This is a genomic window from Microcoleus sp. BM001215392 (genome assembly GCF_036700185.1).
In the GTDB taxonomy this organism is placed as follows: Bacteria; Cyanobacteriota; Cyanobacteriia; order Cyanobacteriales; family Microcoleaceae; genus Microcoleus.
On sequence record NZ_JAUBOJ010000254.1, the window covers coordinates 7,071 to 10,898 of the forward strand.

The 3,828-nt window shown below is 45.4% G+C and carries 8 protein-coding genes; 4 read left to right on the plus strand and 4 right to left on the minus strand.

The annotated features are described in order from the left end of the window. Positions 1-64: 64 nt before the first annotated feature. On the minus strand, positions 65-367 hold the full coding sequence (locus QT974_RS22980) for a Rieske (2Fe-2S) protein (RefSeq protein WP_333470737.1): 303 nt from the start codon (positions 365-367) through the stop codon (positions 65-67). 105 nt (positions 368-472) lie between these two features. After that, positions 473-727 (minus strand): peptide ABC transporter substrate-binding protein, encoded by a 255-nt coding sequence (locus QT974_RS22985; RefSeq protein ID WP_333470738.1) that lies wholly within the window; start codon positions 725-727, stop codon positions 473-475. 122 nt (positions 728-849) lie between these two features. Here QT974_RS22985 and QT974_RS22990 point away from each other — a divergent pair, with 122 nt between their 5' ends. The 4 genes from QT974_RS22990 to QT974_RS23005 all read left to right on the plus strand — a co-directional run bounded on the left by QT974_RS22990 (position 850) and on the right by QT974_RS23005 (position 2,560). Next, on the plus strand, positions 850-1,092 hold the full coding sequence (locus tag QT974_RS22990) for a helix-turn-helix domain-containing protein (protein ID WP_333470739.1): 243 nt from the start codon (positions 850-852) through the stop codon (positions 1,090-1,092). A gap of 113 nt (positions 1,093-1,205) precedes the next feature. Then, on the plus strand, positions 1,206-1,448 hold the full coding sequence (locus tag QT974_RS22995; RefSeq protein ID WP_333470740.1) for a helix-turn-helix domain-containing protein: 243 nt from the start codon (positions 1,206-1,208) through the stop codon (positions 1,446-1,448). 69 nt (positions 1,449-1,517) lie between these two features. Then, positions 1,518-2,021 carry a DUF4365 domain-containing protein gene (locus QT974_RS23000; RefSeq protein ID WP_333470741.1) on the plus strand — a complete coding sequence of 168 codons (504 nt, stop codon included), beginning with the start codon at positions 1,518-1,520 and terminating at the stop codon, positions 2,019-2,021. Then, positions 2,018-2,560, plus strand: a complete 543-nt coding sequence (locus tag QT974_RS23005; RefSeq protein WP_333470742.1) for a hypothetical protein — start codon at positions 2,018-2,020, stop codon at positions 2,558-2,560. The genes QT974_RS23000 and QT974_RS23005 overlap by 4 nt, the downstream gene beginning before the upstream one ends. A gap of 9 nt (positions 2,561-2,569) precedes the next feature. On the opposite strand, the gene QT974_RS23010 is transcribed toward QT974_RS23005, so the two are convergent. Beyond that, the gene (locus QT974_RS23010; protein WP_293203350.1) at positions 2,570-3,238 is read right to left on the minus strand and encodes an HAS-barrel domain-containing protein; all 669 of its coding nucleotides are present in this window, start codon (positions 3,236-3,238) and stop codon (positions 2,570-2,572) included. 191 nt (positions 3,239-3,429) lie between these two features. Next, complete coding sequence (locus QT974_RS23015) at positions 3,430-3,621, minus strand: NAD(P)H dehydrogenase subunit NdhS (RefSeq protein WP_293145052.1); 192 nt, start codon at positions 3,619-3,621, stop codon at positions 3,430-3,432. Between the last annotated feature and the right edge of the window lie 207 nt (positions 3,622-3,828).

The following is a 3,828-nucleotide window of genomic DNA, read 5'->3' on the forward strand; positions in this document are numbered from 1 at the left end:
CTTTCGCTATGAGACAGGGGTTTCAACCCCTGTCGGACTGTCGGACTCAACGACTAACACATAACTAATCTATTTCTACAAAAACCCGATCGCCCTCAACCTTAACCGGATAAGATTCGAGCGCATCGGCTGGTGCATTCAGGCATTTACCGCTATCTAATTTGTACTGATACTTATGAAACGGACAGGTAATGATACCGCCACTTACCTTACCCATATCGATCGGATATTCCAAATGAGTGCAAGCATTGCGATAACAAGTCACCTTCGCACCTTGGCGATTCAAAATCAGCGAAGTATCCTCAACTTTTACCTTCAATACACCCCATTCGGGAACCTGATTTAGCGCTGTTATCTCTACCCACATAAAATATTTCTGCTCCGAAATGAATTTTGTCTAGACTTACGCAAAACCTTTATATGTAGCAATTTACGGCTATTCAAACTACTTTTTGCGTAAGTCCAGATTATTTTATTCCATCCGCAGGTAACGCATGAGAATGCTCATGACTTCACCCGGCTTTTGGGCAGGTTGCAGAGGGCTCCATTCGCTGACAGAGGCAAAACCCAAACCGTAAAGGATGTAAATGATGCTTCTCACCGCTTTGGGAGAACCTATCAGCAGGATTTTAACCGGTTCTCGATCGGCTTTTGGAGGCTCCGCGACAGGTACTGTCGCAGTCGCAGTATCGGTTGCTGGGGAATTGGCAAGGAAGTTTTTCGGCATAAGCATTATGTGATTGTTTACTGGGTGCTTTGCTGACAATCGTCAACAACACTATCTTACCGCAGTGTAGACGAATGTCAACAATCTTTACTTAGTTGCGAGCTTCTGAGAACATAGAAGCCATGAGTAAGGCAGGAAAGGCGCTGAAGCAGGTTTTAGAAACCTATGGCATCAGCCAAAATCAATTAGCAGCGATTATGGGCATTGGACGATCGAGCATTAACCGTTGGGTTAACGAGAATCGAGATCCGGCATCTGAAGCGGTTCTAGAGATTCGCAAGGGATTACAGCAAATTAATCCCGATGCAGCAGGGGATTTTATTCGTTTGTATTTAGATGATTTGGAGGGAAAACTCGAAGAGTAATAATATGGGCGATCGGGCGATCGGCTCCCATGCCACCTATGCTTGAGATAGACTCAACAAATAGCCGACAATTTAGGCAACATTTACGATCGCCCTCTGAGACAATCTGAGGCATGGGAAAAGCAGGCAAAGCACTCAAACAGGTGCTCGAAACTTACGACATCAGCCAAAATCGGTTGGCTGTGACAATGGGGGTAGGACGTTCCAACATTCACCGGTGGGTAAATGAAAGTAGAGATCCCGTAGCAGAGGCGGTGTTGGACATTCGGAAAGCACTATGGCAAATTAATCCCGATGCAGCAGGGGATTTCATTCGTTTGTATTTAGATGATTTGGAGGAAAAACCCGAAGAGTAATCCTATGGGCGATCGGGCGATCGGCTCCCGTGCCAGTTATGATTCAGATAGACTCAACAAATAGCGATCGTGGACATCAACCAGCAAAAAGAACAGTTCAGCTATGCCTATATTTATGCAGTTGCTTCCACAGCAGGCTATTCTTTCCAAGTAGCAGCTAGACCATTAGATTTTGATGGCATCGATATCATTCTTGCTGGCGGTATGGGAAATGGAATTATTCGATATCCCCGACTTGAACTCCAGGTAAAATGCACATCTAGGGATGTGGTTGGAGAGGCAGAAATTAGATATCCGATCGAAGTCAAAAACTACAATGACTTGAAAGTAGAAAATATTCTGACTCCTCGACTGTTAGTCGTTGTAGTCGTACCCAACAATCTAGATAATTGGCTAATCCAATCTCAACAGGAACTTTGCCTGAAATATTGCGGTTATTGGGTTTCTCTGCGAGGTAAACCTCCAACCCAGAATCAAACCACTGTCACAATTTCCATACCCACAGACAATATCTTTAATGTAAAAGCTCTTACCACCCTCATGCAGCGAATCGAAGCAGGTCAAACCCTATGATAGTCACCGTTCGAGATCCAGAAATTCTCAAAAACATACAGCCAGAAATTGTGCGTGCTTACCTCGAAACCCATTCCTGGCAAGAAGTGCGACAAATTGAAGATAAAGTTTCTATCTGGAATCGCCAGAGCGAAACCGCAGAAGAATTAGAGATTATGCTACCATTGAAACCAGAATTTTTAGACTTTCCTCGCCGAATGGCTGAAGTTTTACAAACTCTAGAAATTGCCGAAAATCGTTCCCAGCTCGAAATTCTCAGCAACCTCTTTACCTCAGCCCCTAACATGACAATTCAAGGCATCGTAACCAACTTGCAAGAAGGATCGTCAGCAGGAAAAGTAACTTTAACGAGCGTTATTATCTGCAAGCTGCGCCGCCTTCAATTAGAACTAGCCGATCCCGTTTACGAACTGGCAGTCAAAGCTTATCAAGCGAGAATCCCGGTGATTTGTCAAGGTGATTTGGTGAAACAAGGGCGCTCTTTTTTACTGCAAAATACGCATCACTTTACATTAGACTTAGAAGCATGGTTGGAGTGATGGCGATGCTTAAGGATGAATCTGACTCAAAATCACCCGCAACCTGTCATAATCATCTTTCAACAAAACACTCAAATTCCTCCCCGCTTCCACCAACCAAGATCGATCGCGCATTCGCAACTGATAAATCTCCCGAATCGTCGCAGCCGTCAGCGCATCCACAGGCGCATTCGTCACTCCCAGCAGCGTCCTCAAAAAATCCAACTGCACCGTAAAATCAATCACCTCATCAGGTTCGCAGCGATAAACCGCTTGGTGAATTTGTGGCGGGCGCGGCGGCAAATATTGATAAATTGTACCCCTCGATGGGCCGTGGCCGTTCAACCTTTCCGGTGGTTTCTCAAACCCCACAAGCGCCACTCGAAACTCGGTTTTGAGCATCGCAAAAATCTGCGGTTGTTCTTCCCGCAACTCTTCGAGGGACAAACCCAAGGCGCGGGCTCTGTGCACGGAGTCGATCGGGCTAGTGGTAGCATGATAAACTACGCCGTAGATTTGATTTTTTGACTCTTCATCTTGGGCCTTCACCCAACTTCCAAAAGGCGGCATCACCGGAAAACTCAAGTCATCCGGTTCCAAGCATTGAGCCAAAAACTCTGTAGTTGCCGTCTCGATGACTTCAGCAATGCGATCGGGATGCCGTTCTTTTGTTCCAAATTGGGGTAAAGGTAAACGCATAGTTTTAGTCAGTTGGCAGTTGGTAATTGGCAGTTGGTAATTGGTAATTGGCTTGTGCAGGGCATTGGGTATTAGTTATTAGTTATTAGTTATTAGTTATTAGTTGATTAGTAGTAGGTAACAACAGTCAACAGTCAACAGTCAACAGTCAACTGCCAACTGCCAACTGCCAACTGCCAACTCCCAACTGACTATTTCGCGCGGCCAGCCGTAGCATCTACAAGTTCCAACTGCGACAGGCGGAAAGTAATCAACTTGTCCCAATTGCCGCCTTCAAACAATACCGCGACTTTCCCGTCGGTAACTCGCTGGACTTGTCCTTGAAAAGCATAGTAAATCTCGCCCTTATCTTTAACTCGAACTGCGGAACCAGGAAAAATCATAATTGTTTGAAAGTTAAGTTTGACTGTTTATAGTTTACCGTTTCTTGGCGATCGAGTTCGGAGACGGCAATGCCGTGTCCCTACCCCAAAATAATCAGGTAGGGACACGGCACTGCCTTTCGTAGTGTCAACTTAAGCCTGAAACCCTTGAGAAATGTCGCTTTTAGGCAAAGTCTAGATCCCCCTAAATCCCCCTTAAGAAGGGGG

Bases quoted from the DNA above. Each gene is read 5' to 3' on its own strand.
- QT974_RS22995 (WP_333470740.1), top strand. From the start codon at position 1,206: ATGGGAAAAGCAGGCAAAGCACTCAAACAGGTGCTCGAAACTTACGAC.
- QT974_RS22985 (WP_333470738.1), bottom strand. From the start codon at position 727: ATGCCGAAAAACTTCCTTGCCAATTCCCCAGCAACCGATACTGCGACT.
- QT974_RS23015 (WP_293145052.1), bottom strand. From the start codon at position 3,621: ATGATTTTTCCTGGTTCCGCAGTTCGAGTTAAAGATAAGGGCGAGATT.
- QT974_RS22980 (WP_333470737.1), bottom strand. From the start codon at position 367: ATGTGGGTAGAGATAACAGCGCTAAATCAGGTTCCCGAATGGGGTGTA.
- QT974_RS23010 (WP_293203350.1), bottom strand. From the start codon at position 3,238: ATGCGTTTACCTTTACCCCAATTTGGAACAAAAGAACGGCATCCCGAT.
- QT974_RS22990 (WP_333470739.1), top strand. From the start codon at position 850: ATGAGTAAGGCAGGAAAGGCGCTGAAGCAGGTTTTAGAAACCTATGGC.
- QT974_RS23005 (WP_333470742.1), top strand. From the start codon at position 2,018: ATGATAGTCACCGTTCGAGATCCAGAAATTCTCAAAAACATACAGCCA.